Genomic DNA, 17161 nt, shown 5'->3' on the forward strand with positions numbered 1-17161 from the left:
CGGTCCTAAGGTAGCGAAATTCCTTGTCGGGTAAGTTCCGACCTGCACGAATGGTGTAACCATGGCCACGCTGTCTCCACCCGAGACTCAGTGAAATTGAAATCGCAGTGAAGATGCTGTGTACCCGCGGCTAGACGGAAAGACCCCGTGAACCTTTACTACAGCTTGGCACTGAACATTGAACCTACATGTGTAGGATAGGTGGGAGACTTTGAAGCAGAGACGCTAGTTTTTGTGGAGTCGTCCTTGAAATACCACCCTTGTAGTTTTGATGTTCTAACGTTGGCCCCTGAATCGGGGTTACGGACAGTGCCTGGTGGGTAGTTTGACTGGGGCGGTCTCCTCCCAAAGAGTAACGGAGGAGCACGAAGGTTGGCTAAGTACGGTCGGACATCGTACGGTTAGTGTAATGGTAGAAGCCAGCTTAACTGCGAGACAGACACGTCGAGCAGGTACGAAAGTAGGTCATAGTGATCCGGTGGTTCTGAATGGAAGGGCCATCGCTCAACGGATAAAAGGTACTCCGGGGATAACAGGCTGATACCGCCCAAGAGTTCATATCGACGGCGGTGTTTGGCACCTCGATGTCGGCTCATCACATCCTGGGGCTGAAGTCGGTCCCAAGGGTATGGCTGTTCGCCATTTAAAGTGGTACGCGAGCTGGGTTTAGAACGTCGTGAGACAGTTCGGTCCCTATCTGCCGTGGGCGTTTGAGAATTGAGAGGGGTTGCTCCTAGTACGAGAGGACCGGAGTGAACGAACCGCTGGTGTTCGGGTTGTCATGCCAATGGCATTGCCCGGTAGCTACGTTCGGAACTGATAAGCGCTGAAAGCATCTAAGCGCGAAGCAGGCCTCGAGATGAGTTCTCACTAGACTTTTAAAGTCTCTGAAGGGCCGTTGAAGACTACAACGTTGATAGGCAAGATGTGGAAGTGGTGTGAGCCATTAAGCTAACTTGTACTAATTACCCGTGAGGCTTAACCATACAACGCCAAACGCGTTTTATGTGATAGTGAAACAAGCGAAGAAGTTAATAGACTAAAGTAGATTACTGAAAACTTTTATTATCAGAATTCCAAATTTTAGTTAGTGCGTAGCGATACGGACTGACACCCAAATTTGCTTGGTGACAATAGCGTTTTGGACCCACCTGACCCCATGCCGAACTCAGTAGTGAAACGAAACAGCGCCGATGATAGTGTAGCATTTGTTATGTGAAAGTAGGTCATTACCAGGCTCCAAATAAGAGAAACCCGTTACAGAAATGTGACGGGTTTTTTTACGTCTGCAGGAAAGTGAAAATATTAGCTATCAGCCGTCAGCTATCAGTTGCACTGCGTCAAACTGACCACCGTATCGTGGGTTTAGTATCTCGACAATATTCTAGGTGATTGCCGTAATTAAGTAGCGCACCGACTCCAATTAGTCGGTATTTACTTTGAGGTTTTTTATGATCATTAAAGCGAGCTTAATGGCGTTAGTGACTGAGAAAAATATAATTTTGCTTTGTTAGTGGCTTTGATTTAGGATCAAAACAGTTTAAAACCATGAATGATTTGCCTGTGTATAGATTATTAATTAGCGCCTTATCCATTTTCTTTTGTGTTTCTGTATCAGCAGTTGAAGTAACTGATCTATATCAAGATATTTTGGTCGTAGAAGATAAATCTCGTGATACTCGTTTAGACGCTAGCCGCAAAGCGTTACTTAACGTATTAGTAAAAGTGAGTGGTGACAAAAGCGCAGATGAAAATCGAGTCGCTAAGCAACGCACTAAAGATATATCCGATTATATGCTGAAATTTGAATATGATGAGCGTATCCCCGGAGAGCTTAAATTATTAGTTAAGTTTGAAGCACGAAAAATCGATGCACTAATCAAAGAGCTTAATTTGCCATTGTGGGGAATGCAACGACCACTGGTTGCAATCTGGTTAGGGATTGAAGATAACAGGCAACGAGAGCTAGTAACTCAAGAAAGTTACCCACAGTTAGAGCAGCTCATTTATGATAAGGCAAGCCGTCGTGGATTACCTGTCGTTGTACCTTTGCTTGATTTACAAGATAGACGCCTTGTTGGTGTCCCTGAGGTTTGGGGGAACTTTTCTGAACCAGTAGAAGAGGCATCTAAACGTTACAGTGCTGAGCGCAGTATTACTGCTAGAATGTATCAAGAGTTTAACTCCGATAATTGGGTATTAGATTGGCGTTTTACTAATGACGAAATGTTTGAATCTAACCGAATTATTGGCTATAGACAGCAAATCGTTGCGCAAATGATTGATGATTTAGCGCAAGGTTTAGCTGGCGAATATGCGATCGATCCGAATGCGTATTATGAGCAACGTACTGCCAATTTGACCTTAAAAGGGACAGATAATTTTGTGGATATAGAGTTGGCAAAGCGCCGTCTACTCAACCTAAGTGTTGTCACCCAAGCGGTTATTATACGTAAAACTCCCGATTCTGTTGAATTTAAGCTAGATCATACCGGCACTGTAAACGATCTTAAAAAAGCCCTTGGTCTTGATAATGCCTTTAAAGATTATGTCGACCCCCGTGCTTTTTATCACATAGTTGATAAGCAAAGCCTAGAGTATCAATGGGTTGAAAACTAATGCTAACTCAAGAGCCAATGCAAATGGCGCTACCGGTTACTTTACCGGATGATGAAACATTTGCCTCTTATTTTGGGGGAGAAGACTCATTAGAGGTTAACCACCTTAAAGATAGCTTTTCTAAGCTATCTCAAGCTTTTCAGTATACTTATTTGTGTGGCTTAGGAGACTCAGGTAAATCCCACTTGTTATACGCCACCTGTATTCAAGCCCAAGAGCGTGGCTTATCGAATATGCTGCTATCAATGCGAGAAGTTCTACATTTTGGCCCGATGGTTTTAGATGGTCTTGAGGCGCTAGATGTATTATGTATTGATGATGTTCACTTAGTGGCGGGTAATGATGCATGGGAAAAAGCGTTATTTAATTTCTTCAACCGCTTTAATGAGCCTAATAAAATGCTGGTAGTAACTGCTGATTTACTGCCAAATATGCTTAATATTAGCTTGCCTGATTTAGAATCACGCTTGAAGTGGGGGACCACCTTTCAAATTCGCTCCATGAGTGATGATGATAAAGCACAAGCGCTAGTAAAGCGGGCTAACATGCGCGGTCTTGAACTGAGTGACGAATGCGCGCGGTTTTTATTAACCCGTTTAAGTCGTGATATGCGCGCATTATTGGATGTATTAGACAAATTAGATCACGCATCCATGGCTGCACAGCGAAAATTAACTATTCCTTTCATAAAATCAACGCTAAAGCTGTAGTAGGTCTAGAATCTAGACCCCGCTTTCAGTTATCATTAGCTAACTAAATTGTAATCACCTTCTTTGAAAGATCAGGTATCGAATGAACTTAGAAAATATATTAGCGCAAGCACTTGAGGCAGTTGCCAGTGCCAGTGAAATCGCGCAACTAGAAGAGATCAGGGTTAACTACCTTGGTAAAAAAGGCGAGATCACCAGCTTACTTAAAACACTGGGTAAAATTGCTCCTGAAGAACGCAAAGAAGCAGGCCAGGTAATCAATCAAGCTAAGCAAGATGTGCAAAGCGCAATTAATGACAAGCGTGAGCTTTTAGCGAGTAAAGCACTAGAAGAAAAACTAGCTGCTGAAACTATCGATGTAACTTTACCAGGGCGCGTTATGCCTTCTGGTGGCCTTCACCCAGTAACACGTACAATTGAGCGTATTGAAAGCTTTTTTGGTGAACTAGGCTTTGAAGTTAAATCAGGCCCTGAAGTTGAAGATGATTTTCATAACTTTGATGCCCTAAATATTCCTGAGCACCATCCTGCTCGCGCCGACCACGATACCTTTTACTTTAATCCTAAGTTGGTGTTGCGTACTCAAACTAGTGGTGTGCAAATTCGTACCATGGAAACAGAGCAGCCGCCGCTTCGTATAATTTCACCAGGGCGTGTATATCGTAATGACTACGACCAAACACATACACCTATGTTCCATCAGGTGGAAGGTTTAATGGTCGATACGGACGTTAGCTTTACTGAGCTCAAAGGTATTTTACATGACTTCTTACGTAACTTTTTTGAAGAAGATATGGAAATTCGTTTCCGTCCTTCATTCTTCCCATTTACAGAGCCCTCAGCTGAAGTTGATGTAATGGGTAAAGATGGTAAATGGTTAGAAGTATTAGGCTGTGGCATGGTTCACCCTAACGTACTTAAGTCTGTTGGTATCGATCCTGAAAAATACACCGGTTTTGCTTTTGGTATGGGTGTAGAGCGCTTAACTATGTTGCGTTACGGCGTAAACGATTTACGTGCGTTTTTCGAAAACGACTTAAAATTCCTAAACCAGTTCCGTTAAGAGTGAAGAAATAAAATGAAATTTAGTGAAAAGTGGTTAAGAGAGTGGGTAAATCCTGCAATTGATACGCAAGCTCTTTCGGAACAGCTTTCAATGGCTGGTTTAGAAGTAGATGGCGTAGAGCCGGCAGCAGCCAAATTTAATGGTGTTGTTGTAGGTGAGGTGGTTGAATGTGGCCAGCACCCTGATGCAGATAAACTACGTGTAACAAAAATTAATGTTGGTGGTGATGAACTGCTTGATATTGTTTGTGGTGCACCAAATTGCCGCCAAGGTATTAAAGTTGCTGTTGCCACTGTTGGTGCAGTATTACCAGGTGATTTTAAAATTAAAAAGGCCAAACTTCGTGGTCAACCATCATACGGCATGTTGTGTGCGTTTGATGAGCTAGGCATTAGCGAAGAGGGCGATGGCATTATGGAATTGCCGCTTGACGCGCCGATTGGCACAGATTTACGCGAATACTTAGGATTAGATGACAACATCATAGATGTAGATTTAACCCCTAACCGTGGTGACTGTTTAGGTATTAAAGGCCTTGCTCGTGAAGTTGGCGTACTGAACAGCATTGATGTTAATACATTAAGTATTCCAGCGGTAGCACCGACAATTGAAGATAAAGTATCAATAGAGTTGGTTAACGATGAAGCTTGTCCTCGTTATTTAGGGCGTGTTATCAAAGGCATTAACCTTAATGCTGAAACACCTCTATGGATGGTTGAAAAGCTACGCCGTAGTGGTGTGCGTTCAATCGACCCGGTAGTTGATGTGACTAACTTTGTGTTATTAGAGCTTGGTCACCCAATGCATGCATTTGATTTAAATGCGATTGAGGGTGGAATTAAAGTACGTAGTGCAAACGCAGGTGAAGAATTAGTTTTACTTGATGGTAACACTGCAAAGTTAAATGAATCGACATTAGTGATTGCCGATCATCATAAAGCGCTAGCCATTGCTGGTATTTTTGGTGGTGAGCAATCTGGCGTTACTGAAAAAACAGCTGATATTCTGTTAGAAAGCGCATTCTTTAACCCTGTTGCCATTGCTGGTCAAGCACGTAGCTACGGTTTACACACCGATGCATCTCATCGCTATGAGCGTGGTGTAGACTTTGCTCTACAACATGATGCAATGGAGCGCGCTACAGCGTTACTGCTTGAAATTGTTGGTGGTGAAGCGGGTCCTGTTGTTGAAGCTGTGGCTGCTGATAAGTTACCAAAAGTAACTGAAGTACGTTTACGTCGTTCACGTTTAGACCGCGTTATTGGTCATCATATTGAAGATGCGAAAGTAACCGATATTCTGACGCGTTTAGGACTTGATGTTAAATTTGACAATGATAGCTGGAGTGCTGATGTACCAAGCTACCGTTTTGATATTCGTATCGAAGAAGATTTAATTGAAGAAGTTGCACGTGTATACGGTTATAACAGCATTCCTAATGTTGCACCAACTGCAAAACTGAAAATGACCACGCATGATGAGTCAACTGTTGCCCTGAGCCGTTTTCGTAATGCCTTAGTAACACGTGGCTATCAAGAAGCCATTACTTACAGTTTTGTTGACCCTAAAGCGCAAGCTATTTTACACCCTGAGTGTAATGCATTGGTATTGCCGCACCCAATTTCAATTGAAATGTCAGCGATGCGTGTAAGTTTAATGCCAGGGTTGCTTTCATCTGTTGCGTATAACCAAAACCGCCAACAACCTCGTATTCGCTTATTTGAACACGGCCTTAAGTTTATCAGTGATGTAAATGCTGAAAATGGTGTATACCAAGTGCCTGTTATTGGTGGCGTTATTACTGGTTTGGTTCATGGTGAGCATTGGGTTGAAGAAAAACGTAACGTTGATTTTTATGACCTAAAAGGGGATGTTGAAGCATTACTTGCAATTACCAACGATGTTAGCCGCTTTGAAATTAAAGCTGAGCAATCTGATGGTCTTCATCCTGGCCAGTCTGCCGTTATTTATGTTGATGGTAAAAAAGTAGGTTTCTTTGGTGCATTACATCCTCAAGCGCAAAAATCGTTAGATATCAACAATGCTACTTTTGTGTTTGAAATTGAAATGTCGGCATTAGAAAAAAGAAATTTACCTCAAGCTGTAGGGGTGTCTAAATTCCCATCAAATCGCCGCGACATCGCGATTTTAGTACAAGACAGCGTTAAAATTGGTGATATTTTAAACGTCATCGGAAAAGTTGGCGGAAATCAATTGGTTGACCTAAACTTATTCGATGTGTATAAGGGCAAAGGTATTGAGCCAAATTATAAGAGTTTGGCGATTGCTCTAACACTGCAGGCGGTTGATAGAACACTCGAAGAGAAAGATATCAATCAGGTAGTTGATAACGTGGTGGCCGCACTGGCCGAACAGTTTAATGCATCGTTGAGGGACTAGATATGGCGCTTACTAAAGCCGACATAGCTGAACACCTATTTGAAAAGCTCGGGATCAATAAAAAAGATGCCAAAGATTTAGTTGAAGCGTTTTTTGAAGAAATCCGCTCAGCGCTTGAAAAAGGCGAGCAGATTAAGCTCTCTGGATTTGGTAACTTTGATCTTCGAGATAAGAAAGAAAGACCGGGACGTAATCCGAAAACGGGAGAAGATATTCCAATTTCAGCGCGTCGCGTAGTTACTTTTAGGCCGGGGCAAAAGTTAAAGACCCGTGTCGAAGTAGGCACAAGCAAAAAATAAACAAAAAGGCAGCGCAAGCTGCCTTTTTTGTATCTGTTGTATTATTTCCGGGGAGAAATAAATTTTCCTTGGTTTATTTGGTGTAATGTTTGCTCCGCGAGGGCATCTAAACTCTCTAAATTCTTTCCTTGTGCTATTAACTGCTGTTCAATTAATAATATATCGATATTTTTTATTCCAGAAAGCTCTGCTATTTTGGCAAAAATGTACGCGTGCTTATATTGGCGGTGCTTGTAAAAAAGACTAATTAAAGAGGTGTAAATTTCTGGATCAGGTATTTGCTTAGCTTGATTTAACGCCAGTGTGTTGTATAAAAAACCAATCGCTTTTTGCTCATCAACTTTAATGTAATAAGACGCTAAATAAAATTGCATTTCAGCACTTGTTTCCACCGCGGGGGTATTTTCTAGAGCAAGTAGCCGGGTGAGTGCCGTTTCATCATTGTTTCTTGACCAATGGTAATAGAGTAGGCCAGGGTGAGTGGTTGCATGTGTTTGCTGATAAATACGTGCCATTTCTCTATTACTGGTGAGGTAGGCTCGTCGACGGGCGGTAGTTTTACCTTTCAGTTTTATATGCTGAATATTAGCGGCTAAGCCAATACATTGGTTGTAATGCTCAAACGCTTTGAGTAGTTGATATTTGTTCTCATCGGCTGGTTGTAAGGATTCGCGGTAGCGAGAAAAAATAGTACGCTCTCGCAGTGCCTTACAGTGGCTATCGTGGTTAAGATCATTGCACATGGCGGGTGATTGCACACAAATATCTTCAACGGTAAAAGATTCTTCACATCCTGCAAGCAACAATGCAAAAGTGAGGGTTATGTGCTTAAAAGCCATCCGAGCCTCTCAATTTATTAGGGTCTGTTGACCTTTCAAGGTTGAATTTGCAGCAGTCTGTTTGGTATAGAGGCAAGGCAGAGCCTATGTGGTGTGGTTATTCCCCATAAATAGGCGATAACGCAGCATCAATGCCAAACAGGCGCTGCCCGAAGGGTTCTGCCTAGGGGCGATTTACTCTTTGTTGCCTACATGGATGTAGGTAAGGGGCGTGAGCAGGACGCGGAAGCTTTGCTCGGTTTTGACTTAGCCCACTAGGTTACAAACCTCGCGCCGCGATTAAACAGCCCCTAGTTTGAACAAATTTTAATCCGCAAAGGTCAACAGACCCTCATATAATATTATTCTAGCCTAAACTTTAGTCTCTAACAGTAGAGAATAAAATGAGATTAAATTAGAATAGGCCTGCCCGAAGGAATGTGTTGCTCTCAAAATTCGATACATTCTTAGGCTATCCGTTCAAAATTGTTTAATTAGGTAAAAAAAATGACCTCATCTCACGAGTTAGAATACACAAGTAGCTGGCAAGAACGTCAAGATTACGCTGAAAGCATGCAACCAATTATTGGTAAATTGTACCGTAATCGTGGTATTGAAATCGCTGTTTACGGCCGTCCATTAGTAAACTCAAGCACTATTGATATTATTAAGTCTCACAAATCAGTAGCCCAGTTTGAAGGAACTAAACTTCGCCTACGTGAAAGCTTCCCATTCTTAGAAGCTATCAGCAAAATGGAATTAAATTCTGCCCGTATCGATATTGGTAAATTAGCATACAGCTATTTATACACAGATGCTGCGAATGGCCGTTCAGTAGAAGAGTTCGTTAAAGACGAACTAGCTGAAATTGTTAATTCTGAGCCTAAAGCGCCACGTGACGTAGTACTTTACGGCTTTGGTCGTATCGGCCGCTTATTAGCACGTTTGTTAATTGAAAAATCAGGCCCATACGCCGACTTAAACCTACGCGCTATTGTTGTGCGTGGTGGTAAAGACGGCGATTTAGAAAAACGTGCAAGCTTATTGCGTCGTGATTCTATCCACGGTCCGTTCAATGGTTCAATTACCATTGATAAAGAACGTAATGCTATTAAAGCTAATGGTAGCTACATTCAAGTTATCTACGCTAATTCGCCAAGCGAAGTTGATTACAGTGCCTACGGTATCGAAAACGCACTTGTTGTTGATAACACTGGTATTTGGAAAGATGAAGCTGGTCTTGGTCAACACTTAGAATCTAAAGGTGCTGCAAAAGTATTATTAACAGCGCCAGCTAAGGGCAACATTAAAAATATCGTTTACGGTGTAAATAACCAAGATATTTTACCTGAAGATAAAATTGTATGTGCTGCAAGCTGTACAACTAATGCAATAACGCCAACATTGAAAGCATTAAACGATCAGTTTGGTATTAAGAATGGTCACGTTGAAACAGTTCACTCATACACTAATGACCAAAACTTAATTGATAACTACCACAAAGCAGAACGTCGTGGTCGTGCTGCGGCATTAAACATGGTTATCACTGAAACAGGTGCAGCTAAAGCGGTATCTAAAGCATTACCAGAGCTTGAAGGTAAACTAACAGGTAACGCAATTCGTGTACCTACACCAAACGTATCGTTAGCTATCTTAAACTTGAATCTTGAAAAGAGCACGACGGTTGAAGAACTTAATGCGTTTTTACGTGAAACAGCACTTCACTCAGACCTACGTGATCAAATCGATTACACAGCATCAACTGAAATCGTGTCTACCGATTTAGTGGGTAGCCGTTACGCAGGTGTTGTTGATTCTCAAGCAACGATTGTTGATGAAAACCGTGTTGTACTTTACGTATGGTACGACAATGAGTTTGGTTATAGCTGCCAGGTAGTTCGCTGTATGCGCGATATGGCAGAAGTCTCATTCCCAAGTTTACCTCGATAAACACTTGAGCAATTAAAAAAAGCCAGCACTTGCTGGCTTTTTTAGGTCTGAAGATTTTTAAAGTGTAGTGGTTATGGTACGCTTTATTAAATTGAGTACGTAGTAATAGCCGTTTAAAGTGCATTAACACGTACTTACCTCTTGGCTAAATCCTTTGGTCAAGACACACAGTTAACTAATAGGTTTGTTGTAATGAAAATCAGTAGCAATTTTGACAGTGGTAATATTAAAGTTATTGAAGCCACCGATCCGTTAAATATTCAGTTAGAAATTAATAAAGATCATCAGTCTGAGTTTTATCAGTGGTTTCACTTTCGTCTTGAAACAACGCCTTATCAATTACATCAGTTAAATATTAATAATCTTGATAAGTCTGCATACCCAGATGGTTGGGTAGACTACCAAGCTGTTGCCTCATACGACCGTCAAACATGGTTTCGTGTACCGTCTTCGTATGAAAATGGCACACTAACATTTGAGCTTGAGCCTGAGTGTAGCAGCGTTTACTTTGCCTATTTTGCTCCTTACAGCTACGACCGCCATTTAGACTTATTATCATGGGCACAAAGCCAAGAGCTTTGTCAGTTAGAGACGCTAGGTCAAACCCTTGATGGCCGTGATATGAGCGTGCTTAAAATTGGTCAGCCAAGTGCAGATAAAAAAATCATCTGGGTCACGGCTCGCCAACACCCGGGTGAAACTATGGCAGAGTGGTTTGTAGAAGGCTTATTACACAAGCTGCTTGATGATGAAGACCCACATGCAGCAGCCTTACTATCAAAAGCGGTATTCTATGTAGTGCCAAATATGAATCCAGATGGCAGTGCACGTGGTCACTTACGTACTAATGCTAAAGGGGTTAACTTAAACCGTGAATGGCAAACACCAAGCATGGAAAATAGTCCTGAAGTTTACTTAGTGCTTAATAAAATGCGAGAAGCAGGTTTAGATATGCACCTTGACATTCACGGGGATGAAGCCATTCCATATAACTTTGTTGCCGGTAGTGAAGGCATACCAAGTTATGATGCACGCCTAAAAGGCCTTGAAGACAGCTTTAAAGCCGCGCTTTTAACTATTACTCCAGAGTTTCAAGATACGCATGGCTACGATAAAGACGAACCAGGTCAAGCTAATTTAACAGTAGGTTCATCAGCGACCGCTGAAGAATTTAAAGCACTAACTTACACCGTTGAAATGCCATTTAAAGATAATAATGACTTACCAGATCCAGATTACGGCTGGTCAGATCGTCGTTCATATCAATTTGGTCAAGATACCTTAGCAGCCATTGTTAATGTTGTAGACAACTTAAGATAAAACGCTTGTTTTAAAGGGTATCAATAATTTTGATGCCCTTTTTATTTTAGGCTAAACCGGCCGTATCAAAAAATAAAAATCATTTCCCACCATCACACTAAAACGTTTCAATACACCTTCTCGACAGATTTAATAACCTATAATTTTAATCAATTCCCACTTAGTTAAACGTTGTCTTAGCAGGCTCAATATAAATAAACAATAAGTTGTTTTGAAAATTAACTGTTAACAAGGTTGGGTACTTAAGTTAATATCGATTGAGCAATAAGAAAGACGAAAAAGATTAACCCCTTATTTCGTAAAGCTTATGACAGGTATTCTGAGTAGCAGAGTATGGTAATTAATAATAATAAATATAACTGTGAGGATGTTCATGGAAGCTTTTGTAAGCGCCGTTAATGATGTTGTTTGGAGTGATGCACTCATCTATTTATGCCTAGGCGCAGGCTTATTTTACTCCGTACTAACTCGATTTGCTCAAGTTAGACATTTTAAAGAAATGTGTAAGCTATTATTTAGCCCCAACACCTCAGAAAAAGGGATCTCATCTTTTCAAGCTCTTGCTGTTTCATTGTCTGGCCGAGTAGGGGTTGGTAATATTGCCGGTGTTGCAGCCGCAATCGGTTTTGGTGGTCCGGGCGCTATTTTTTGGATGTGGGTTGTTGCTTTTTTAGGTGCAAGCACTGCATACGCAGAATCAACATTAGGTCAAATTTATAAACTAGAAGAAGACGGCCAATACCGCGGTGGTCCAGCCTATTATTTTGACCGTTGCTTAGGGCAAAAGTGGCTGGCTGTATTATTTGCTGTGTCGGCAATTATAGCCTGTGGAGTTTTTCTGCCGGGCGTACAAGCAAATGCTGTGGGCAACGCATTCACTCAAGTATTTGGTGATGGCGCTATGGTGTCTACAACTTTTGGTGACGTAGGCAGTTTTAAACTCGTTGCATTGGCCATTATTCTAATCGTTTTAGCGTTTATTATTTTTGGTGGTATAAAGCGCATTGCTAATTTTACCCAAATTGTAGTGCCATTTATGGCGCTTGGTTACATCGTATTGGCTTTAATTATCGTATTTTTAAACATAGACAAAGTACCAGGCATTTTCTCGCTTATTATTGGTGATGCATTTACAGCCCAAGCAGGCTTTGGTGCTGCAATTGCTTGGGGTGTTAAGCGTGGTATCTATTCTAATGAAGCCGGTCAAGGTACAGGTCCTCATGCTGCGGCGGCAGCAGAAGTTGATCACCCTGCACAGCAAGGTTTAGTGCAAGCTTTTTCTGTTTATGTTGATACACTTTTTGTATGTACAGCAACGGCATTAATGATCTTAATGACGCAGCAATACAATGTAGTCGGCACTTTGCCAGAAGGACAATTCATTATACAAAATGTTGATGCGGCAACTGAAGTGGGGTCAGCAGCATTTACCCAAATGGCGTTGTTTAGTGTATTTGGTAGCTTTGGAGAAGCGTTTGTAGGTATCGCTTTATTCTTCTTTGCTTTTACCACTATACTTGCTTATTACTTCATTGCTGAGACTAATATCGCGTACTTAAATCGCTACTTTAAAGGAAGTATTCCGCTTGTAGTGGTAAAACTTATGATTATGTTTATGGTAGCCTACGGCATGGTTAACAGTTCCGGTTATATATGGACTATTGGCGACATAGGCGTTGGCTTAATGGCGTGGATCAACATATTGGGTATATTAGCCATTTTCTTTGTCGCTAAACCGGCCTTATCATGTTTGAGCGATTATGAAGAACAAAAGAAAAAAGGTGGAAAAATCATATTTGATCCTGTTAAGTTAGGGATTAAAAATGCTACCTTCTGGGAAAAGCGCCTTGAAAAGCAATCAAAAGACGCTGAATAAACAGACCCTAATAACCTAATATGAACTATTGGGTTAAATTCAAAAAAGACAAAGAGCAATAAAACAAGTACAATGAAAAGCGCCGAAAGGCGCTTTTTTTATGCGTAGTATGGAGAGAGATGTATGGCGATTATTCGTTGCCCCAAATGTGCAAAATCAATTTCAGATAAACATCCGCAGTGTCCACATTGCCAAAGTAACGTTGCTGAATTAAATGCCGAGCAAGTTCAACAACTTCAACGTGAGCAGCGAATTAAAAAGCAGCAAATGTTTATGAACCACTCCTTTTTAGCGCTGATCTTATTTTTAGGTGGCTTCTTTTGTTTGTACTTCCTACAACCTCAAGAAAAAACACTTCAGTGGTATGCGTATACCTCAGCTATAGGCATTGGCTGTATTTGGTACCTTATTAACCGTATTATTTTAGTGACTCTGAAAAAGAAAAAATGACATGAATATTGACAACTTAGTACAGAATATTACTCCAGAATTATTTGAGCGCCTACAATATGGCGCATCAACAGGAAAGTGGCCAGATGGCACACCTTTATCAGATGAACAAAAACAACAAACAGTCCAACTTGTGATGTTGTATCAAGCAAAAGTAGCACAATCAAACGAGCAGTTTACCATTGGTGCAGATGGAGAAATGATCCAAAAAACCAAAGCGCAACTACAAAAAGAATTTAAATCAGATAACGAAATAGCTAGGTTCAGTGAAAATGATCTTTAAACACCTTTTTACACCAAAATGGAAACACCCGAAGCAACAAGTTCGTTTAGATGCGATTGAAAAACTTGATGTAGCACGCGACGTAACAATTTTAAGCACCTTAGCGCTTGAAGACTCATCGGCTGAAATTCGTCGTAAAGCACTGCAAAAAGTAAACGATTTACCGCTTTGGTGGAAAGCTTACAAGCAAGATCAGGCATTAAAAGATGTAGCTGAGCAGCAAATATCGTCTGCTGTATTAAACAGTGAAAGTAGCTTATCGGCGCAGATTAAAAATGAGTACATTGAACGTTTTGCACCGGTTAAAACCCTTGAAAAACTAGCATTTGCAGAAAAAGAACTGCAAGTGAGAGTTAAGCTCTTAAAACGCCTAGCAAACCCTAAACTGATTGAAAAAGCTTTTAAAGAAGCCAATGAAGAGCTGCAAAAGCAGTTAGTTGACTTAGTCATTACACAGCAGTTAACTAAAGCTTTGTTAAAGCATGCTCAAGGTGAAGCTAAAACGGCCCTTGAAAGCCATCTTGAAAACGAGCGTTTAGCGCTTGAAATGCCAGCGCAAGTTGAAAATGCTACCCGTGTTATTTTAGCCAAGCTTAATGCATTGCGTGATAAAAATGACTACGCCATTGTTGACCCACAAGCCGCAGAGCTCATGGCACAATGGCAAGCTCTAGAATTAAAATGGCTAAGTGAAGAACATGTAAAAACCCTTGATGCTAAGTATATTTCAATTACCGATAAGCTTGATGCCCACATTGCCATACTAAAAGCGCAGCACGAAGTAGAGCAGCAATGTTTAGCTCAGCAACAGCGCCAAGTGTTAGCGTTAGCTACGTTAGAAGCATTAAGTGAAGAAATTGAGAATGCATTACAGTTAGGGTTAGAAACGCCAGAGCAAATTCAGCAAGACTGGCTTAATGCAAAAGTAGCGCAAGCGAAAGACACGCTAGATAAAACGGAACTGGTGGCTGATCAGCAATCAAAACAAGTGATTAATAAGCTTGAGCAATTATTCTCACAAGTTGCTAAGTTGCCTGAGCTAACTGCGGCGATTAAAGAATATAAAATTGCCTACAATGCGCTTAGTGAAATAAAACCTGCAGAGCAACTTAGCGATTACGATCAACAGTTAACAGCATTCAATAATACCTTTAAAACTGCACGCAGCCACTTAAATTTACTTAGCGCTGATTTACAAGCGTCATTCAAAACTCAGCTTAATGCGCATAAGAAGCAGTTCTTAGCTTCAATGAGCGAACTCACTAAGCCGCTAGAAAAAACTCAAAGCCAAGCTAAGCGAAAAGCGCGTGATGTTAAACGTTTAATTGAAGAAGGGCGTTTTAATGTTGCATTTGGTGTATTTAAAGGCTTCGAAGAGCTATTTAATGCCCTAACTGAGAAATACCAACAGCCGCTGGTTAACTCAAAAGCTGATCTAGAAGCGCAGCTAGCTGATGCTAAAGATTGGCAAAAATATGCAGCGGCCCCTAAACGCACTGCACTTTTAGAAGAAGTAACACTGCTAGTTGATGAGCCTTGTAACGATCCGCAACAGCGTGCTGACCAAGTTAAAGTATTGCGTAAGCGTTGGAATGAACTAGGTCGTCTTGATACAGAGCAAGAAAAGCAGCAAGGAAATGAGTTTGATGAAAAAATTGAGCTATTGTTCGCACCTTGTCGTAGTTATTTCGCAGAGCAAGAAATCCAGCGTGAAGCGGCTAAAGTAGAGCGTGAGCAACTAATAGCGCAAATGCATGCACTGCATTTACAAGCGACAGAGGATGCTGATTTAGATTGGAAACAATTCGAAAGCCACTACAACCGATTACAAAAAGCATGGCGTAGTGTAGGTAAAGTTGATCCTAAAACATACCGAATTTTAAACGAGCGTTATAAGGCAGAACAGCAGCTAGTTGTATCTTCACTTAATGCGTTTCATAAAGGCAATGCCGCACTTAAAAATGAGCTCGTTGAGCAAGCGCAACAGCTATCTCAAAGTGAAAACCTAGCAGAGGCGTGTCAGCAGTTAAAGCAGTTACAGCAACAATGGCAGAGTATAGGGTTTGCAGGCTTAAAAGCTGAGAATGCACTATGGCAAAAATTCCGTGAGTTTAATGATGCAACATTCACTAAACGCAGCGAAGAGTTTGAGCAGCAAAAACGCGAGCAAGGTGAATCAGATAAGCTAGCAACAGCCGAACTAAATGAGCTCGAAGCGGTTTTAAATAGTGTTGAAGGTAAAGCCCAATTACTGGATCTGCAAACCAAAGTTAAAGGGTATATGCCATTTAAATCGTTAACGCCTAAAGTATCCGCTTTATTGTCAGCTATAGATGAAAAGCTAACCGGATTAGCCGCCAAAAACGAACAAGCTAACTTAAACGCATTATTTGTTGCGCTTGAGAATAATGAACCAGTGCCAAGTCAGTATACTGGTGTGGTAAAAACGGCATTAAGTATCGAGCAGTTGCTAACGCGTATGGAAATACTAGCCAACGTTAGTTCGCATGACTCAGCGCAAAGAATGGTTGAGCAAGTGGCAATGCTAGATGACAAGCACCGTGGAGACCACGCTGATTTAAACTATTATTTAAAGCAATTAATTGCACTCAGCGAAGGTTCAGTCAAAACTGACACACTAGCAAGGTTAAAAGTTATTTTTGCTGTAAATTAACTTTTATCAACTAAAATAAAAAAACCGCTATTAAAGCGGTTTTTTATTATGGCTACTTACTGCCAATACGATTAATGAATAGGGTTTTGTATGAAAATTTTTGTTTTTATTTCACTATTATTTTTAACTGCCTGTAACAGCACTCAGGGTATTTCGGTTTATTCATTTACAAATTCAGAGGTTGAGTCGTTACTAAATAAAGAGTTACCTAAATTAAGTGAAAAAGTTAGCCTGATGGGCTTACCTGTGCAGTTTGATGTAAATGATTTAAGCGTTAATATTGGTCCCGACAACAGTGATTATGTTTTATTAGGTGCTGATTCGAGCGCCGAGATTAATGCCTTTGCATTGAAGTATCCTGTGCGTTTAAAGTTACAAATACAAGGCACGCCTTTTTATGATAGCGAGAAAAAAGCCGTATTTTTACGTAATGTTAAGTTACGCGATTCAAGTATCGATGCAGGGGGTTTTAAAGGTAATTTAGAAGTGCTGGATAATGAGGCGATGGATGTCATGAATGCATTTTTAGCGGTTAACCCTGTTTATAAGTTAAATATGAACGACCCTAAAATGGCACTGTTAAGTAATTTACCCTTAGATTTAAAAGTAGTCGAAGGCGCGATTAAGCTAGTACCTCGGTTATAATTTAGATCTAATAAGCGTAATAAAACGTATTAATTGACCTTATTATTAATA

The 17161-nt window shown here is 40.8% G+C and carries 13 protein-coding genes and 2 rRNA genes (1 of these 15 only partly in view); 14 read left to right on the plus strand and 1 reads right to left on the minus strand.

All coding sequences use genetic code 11. The features are described 5' to 3' along the window. The 7 genes from FLM54_RS05700 to ihfA form a co-directional block, all read left to right on the plus strand. Window positions 1–986, plus strand: a 23S ribosomal RNA gene (locus tag FLM54_RS05700); it begins 1899 nt to the left of the window's first position. A 137-nt stretch (window positions 987–1123) separates the two neighbouring features. Beyond that, a 5S ribosomal RNA gene (gene rrf / locus FLM54_RS05705) occupies window positions 1124–1238 on the plus strand. Between the two features lie 325 nt (window positions 1239–1563). Then, window positions 1564–2619, plus strand: a complete 1056-nt coding sequence (locus FLM54_RS05710) for a DUF2066 domain-containing protein (protein ID WP_054201186.1) — start codon at window positions 1564–1566, stop codon at window positions 2617–2619. After that, window positions 2619–3329, plus strand: coding sequence for a DnaA inactivator Hda (gene hda / locus FLM54_RS05715; protein ID WP_010392888.1), 711 nt, complete (start codon window positions 2619–2621; stop codon window positions 3327–3329). Before FLM54_RS05710 ends, hda begins: the two co-directional genes overlap by 1 nt. Before the next feature lie 82 nt (window positions 3330–3411). Beyond that, complete coding sequence (pheS, locus tag FLM54_RS05720) at window positions 3412–4392, plus strand: phenylalanine--tRNA ligase subunit alpha (RefSeq protein WP_008468473.1); 981 nt, start codon at window positions 3412–3414, stop codon at window positions 4390–4392. A gap of 15 nt (window positions 4393–4407) precedes the next feature. After that, the gene (gene pheT / locus FLM54_RS05725) at window positions 4408–6795 is read left to right on the plus strand and encodes a phenylalanine--tRNA ligase subunit beta (RefSeq protein WP_178955648.1); all 2388 of its coding nucleotides are present in this window, start codon (window positions 4408–4410) and stop codon (window positions 6793–6795) included. Window positions 6796–6797: 2 nt separating this feature from the next. Then, window positions 6798–7094, plus strand: coding sequence for an integration host factor subunit alpha (gene ihfA / locus FLM54_RS05730; protein WP_008114070.1), 297 nt, complete (start codon window positions 6798–6800; stop codon window positions 7092–7094). Window positions 7095–7135: 41 nt separating this feature from the next. Here ihfA and FLM54_RS05735 read toward each other — a convergent pair whose 3' ends face one another. Then, window positions 7136–7933 carry a DUF2989 domain-containing protein gene (locus FLM54_RS05735; RefSeq protein WP_178955650.1) on the minus strand — a complete coding sequence of 266 codons (798 nt, stop codon included), beginning with the start codon at window positions 7931–7933 and terminating at the stop codon, window positions 7136–7138. A 486-nt stretch (window positions 7934–8419) separates the two neighbouring features. On the opposite strand from FLM54_RS05735, the gene FLM54_RS05740 reads away from it, so the two are divergent. The 7 genes from FLM54_RS05740 to FLM54_RS05770 all read left to right on the plus strand — a co-directional run bounded on the left by FLM54_RS05740 (window position 8420) and on the right by FLM54_RS05770 (window position 17110). Next, a complete protein-coding gene (locus tag FLM54_RS05740) occupies window positions 8420–9862 on the plus strand; it encodes a glyceraldehyde-3-phosphate dehydrogenase (protein ID WP_010392881.1) in 1443 nt (480 codons plus the stop codon). A 192-nt stretch (window positions 9863–10054) separates the two neighbouring features. Next, on the plus strand, window positions 10055–11182 hold the full coding sequence (locus tag FLM54_RS05745) for a M14-type cytosolic carboxypeptidase (protein WP_054200633.1): 1128 nt from the start codon (window positions 10055–10057) through the stop codon (window positions 11180–11182). A gap of 373 nt (window positions 11183–11555) precedes the next feature. Then, a complete protein-coding gene (locus tag FLM54_RS05750; RefSeq protein WP_178955652.1) occupies window positions 11556–13058 on the plus strand; it encodes an alanine/glycine:cation symporter family protein in 1503 nt (500 codons plus the stop codon). A gap of 123 nt (window positions 13059–13181) precedes the next feature. Next, on the plus strand, window positions 13182–13508 hold the full coding sequence (locus FLM54_RS05755) for a hypothetical protein (protein ID WP_008114079.1): 327 nt from the start codon (window positions 13182–13184) through the stop codon (window positions 13506–13508). A gap of 1 nt (window position 13509) precedes the next feature. Further along, window positions 13510–13791, plus strand: a complete 282-nt coding sequence (locus FLM54_RS05760; protein ID WP_008114080.1) for a YeaC family protein — start codon at window positions 13510–13512, stop codon at window positions 13789–13791. After that, entirely contained in the window at window positions 13781–16465 is a 2685-nt protein-coding gene (locus FLM54_RS05765) for a DUF349 domain-containing protein (protein ID WP_178955653.1), read from the plus strand. The genes FLM54_RS05760 and FLM54_RS05765 overlap by 11 nt, the downstream gene beginning before the upstream one ends. A 90-nt stretch (window positions 16466–16555) precedes the next feature. Next, a complete protein-coding gene (locus tag FLM54_RS05770) occupies window positions 16556–17110 on the plus strand; it encodes a DUF1439 domain-containing protein (protein WP_010392868.1) in 555 nt (184 codons plus the stop codon). Window positions 17111–17161: the final 51 nt, after the last annotated feature.

This window comes from Pseudoalteromonas sp. Scap25 (assembly GCF_013394125.1).
Classification (GTDB): Bacteria; Pseudomonadota; Gammaproteobacteria; order Enterobacterales; family Alteromonadaceae; genus Pseudoalteromonas.

What these genes read in the sequence shown, in the direction of transcription:
- hda (WP_010392888.1), top strand. Translation starts at nt 2,619, where the DNA reads ATGCTAACTCAAGAGCCAATGCAAATGGCGCTACCGGTTACTTTACCG.
- pheS (WP_008468473.1), top strand. Translation starts at nt 3,412, where the DNA reads ATGAACTTAGAAAATATATTAGCGCAAGCACTTGAGGCAGTTGCCAGT.
- pheT (WP_178955648.1), top strand. Translation starts at nt 4,408, where the DNA reads ATGAAATTTAGTGAAAAGTGGTTAAGAGAGTGGGTAAATCCTGCAATT.
- ihfA (WP_008114070.1), top strand. Translation starts at nt 6,798, where the DNA reads ATGGCGCTTACTAAAGCCGACATAGCTGAACACCTATTTGAAAAGCTC.
- FLM54_RS05735 (WP_178955650.1), bottom strand. Translation starts at nt 7,933, where the DNA reads ATGGCTTTTAAGCACATAACCCTCACTTTTGCATTGTTGCTTGCAGGA.
- FLM54_RS05740 (WP_010392881.1), top strand. Translation starts at nt 8,420, where the DNA reads ATGACCTCATCTCACGAGTTAGAATACACAAGTAGCTGGCAAGAACGT.
- FLM54_RS05745 (WP_054200633.1), top strand. Translation starts at nt 10,055, where the DNA reads ATGAAAATCAGTAGCAATTTTGACAGTGGTAATATTAAAGTTATTGAA.
- FLM54_RS05750 (WP_178955652.1), top strand. Translation starts at nt 11,556, where the DNA reads ATGGAAGCTTTTGTAAGCGCCGTTAATGATGTTGTTTGGAGTGATGCA.
- FLM54_RS05755 (WP_008114079.1), top strand. Translation starts at nt 13,182, where the DNA reads ATGGCGATTATTCGTTGCCCCAAATGTGCAAAATCAATTTCAGATAAA.
- FLM54_RS05760 (WP_008114080.1), top strand. Translation starts at nt 13,510, where the DNA reads ATGAATATTGACAACTTAGTACAGAATATTACTCCAGAATTATTTGAG.
- FLM54_RS05765 (WP_178955653.1), top strand. Translation starts at nt 13,781, where the DNA reads ATGATCTTTAAACACCTTTTTACACCAAAATGGAAACACCCGAAGCAA.
- FLM54_RS05770 (WP_010392868.1), top strand. Translation starts at nt 16,556, where the DNA reads ATGAAAATTTTTGTTTTTATTTCACTATTATTTTTAACTGCCTGTAAC.